Genomic DNA, 2308 nt, shown 5'->3' with positions numbered 1-2308 from the left:
CAGCCAATACAGCCCCAGGAAAACCTGCTTTTACATCGCGTTCAATTAATGTGTCTACTTCAGTAAAATCTATATGCTTTTTTGGTTCATCACTTAAAGTAGGAAATGCAAAACGCAGTGTTAAGCTTGCGCCAGCAGGGAGAATATTTTCAACTTTAAAGGTATTAACACCGTTGTGAGTATTTTTTGCCAAACTGTAATTGTATAGAGTGTTGGCGCTCAGTTGGCTAACGTCGAGCTTTTGATTATTAATGTAAATATCGGCGCTTTGTGCGTTGTGGTTTTGTATTAATAATTGCCCGCGCCCTTTGTAAGCTTTAAACGTTCCTCGGTTATTTACATAAAACCGGCTACTCGGATTTACTTCAGGAAACGTTACAACCACTTGTGCATTAGGCAGCTCTACAAGTTGGCTTTTTGTAAGTGGTAGCACCGAGCTAATAGGCACAGGTGGTGTACTACAACCCACAATAATAAAGCTTAACGCCGCTATAAATGCATTTTTTATATAACTACACCTTTTATTTTTTAAAGCAATAAACATGCTTAGCCCTTATTTATATAACAAGTAAGGCGCTCTTTGCGCTTTAAATTGCACAAGCCCCGCCTGCCAACTTTGTTTTATTTGCGCTTCTGATTGCCCTGCTTCAATAGCTAAGCGCAATTTATTAGTACCCGCTAGTTTATCCATAAAGTCAGCGCGCTCAAAAAACGAGATGTTGTTTTTACTAAGATCCGTGTACGCATTTATTAAGTAAGTTAAATTTAAACCTGTAATATTTGCTTGTCTTAAATCGAGCCCTTGCACGGTTTGGTTTTTAAATTTAGGGTTTAAAGCAGCGCCTTTAATTGCGCGCGGTGTAAAACTAAAATCGCCCAATGTAATTGGCGAGTAACCAATTACCTGAAACGCAAAGTCGGTGCCTCTACCAATACTGATAGGCGTTGCTTCAAAAAAGCAAAGCGACGGATAAAGTGCAATGGCCTGATCGTTAGGTAAATTAGGGCTAGGTTTTACAGGCAAACTATAAGCACTTTTGCGAGTGTAATGATCGACAGGGATCACAGTTAATTTTAAATCGGGCGCTTTATTGATCCAGCCCTCACCCTTGATCATTTTGGCAAGTTCGCCAACAGTCATGCCGTGTAATACAGGAATTGGGTGCATGCCTACAAACGATTTAAATTCTGGCTCTAATCTTGGTCCATCAACGTAGGCAATATTTGGGTTGGGTCTGTCGAGTACTAAAAATTCTATCCTCTGCTCTGCAGCAGCTTCCATCATGTAGTGCATAGAGCTTATGTAGGTATAAAAGCGCACTCCCACATCTTGAATGTCAAAAATAATGACATCAACATCGGCTAAAGCAGCTTGGCTTGGTTTTTTATTTTTACCATAAATAGAAATAAGCGGAATACCGGTTTTGCTATCAACGGCATTTTTTACATGCGCGCCTGCATCGTGATCGCCGCGAAAGCCATGCTCAGGTGCAAAAATTTTAGTTATATTAATATTTTTAGTCAGCAGAGCATCTACTAAGTGAGTTTGCCCTATAATTGATGTTTGATTGACTACTAGCCCTACACGTTTATTTTTTAATTGCGGTAAATATTTAGCGTATTGCTGCGCACCTACCACAAGAGAGTTATTAGCTTCGTTGGCTTGCACGCTTGGAATAAAAATAGCGCTAAAAATAAAAAATAACGTAATAAATAGGGTTTTAAACATACTGCAATATCCTTTTAAACAAGGCGTTTAAAATAACATAGGTAACATTAAAGAGCAGCTTTAGAAAAGGTTAAGTGGGCTTAGATATTGTGATTAGAAGCTGGCGCTTCTCACGCTAGCAAGCTCAGCGTCTACAACGGATAAATAAACTCAGGGTGTGGATTTAAGGATTAGAGCTGGTTTTACTTGAAAATACCACCTCTCATTTTAAGCTTAAAGACCGTATTTAACCTTCTTAGAGCTAAACGCTTCTAGTTATTTAATTTCTTGGTCAATGAACTACTTAAAGATCTATTACACAAAGAGAAGCGAAAGAGAAGTAAATGAGAAGACATAAGCCCAAGTTTATTAGTTTAGCTTAGCTTTATTACTACCTCTAAAAGCGCAGCGCCTCTTAACCTCTTTGTGAATAAATTACTTATTTCTGGCGTTGCCAACAAATAAAATCTTATAAATTATATTTTGAGGGGGAATAGAAGCTGTCGCTTCCCACGCGAGCAAGCTCAGCGTCTACAGGTTATCAATCTACATTTCACTTTATTTCGGGCACAAAAAAACCGACTTAATGTCGGCTTGTTT

The 2308-nt window shown here is 38.6% G+C and carries 1 protein-coding gene and 1 pseudogene; both read right to left on the bottom strand.

Annotated features, from left to right (window positions below):
• Positions 1-544: pseudogene (locus tag L656_RS0100220) on the bottom strand (penicillin binding protein PBP4B); the annotation flags it as partial.
• A 9-nt stretch (positions 545-553) separates the two neighbouring features.
• The gene (locus tag L656_RS0100215; protein WP_024597673.1) at positions 554-1729 is read right to left on the bottom strand and encodes an exo-beta-N-acetylmuramidase NamZ family protein; all 1176 of its coding nucleotides are present in this window, start codon (positions 1727-1729) and stop codon (positions 554-556) included.
• Between the last annotated feature and the right edge of the window lie 579 nt (positions 1730-2308).

Source organism: Pseudoalteromonas sp. TAE56, assembly GCF_000497955.1.
Taxonomy (GTDB): domain Bacteria; phylum Pseudomonadota; class Gammaproteobacteria; order Enterobacterales; family Alteromonadaceae; genus Pseudoalteromonas.
This window is presented reverse-complemented; position numbering and strand designations above follow the sequence as displayed.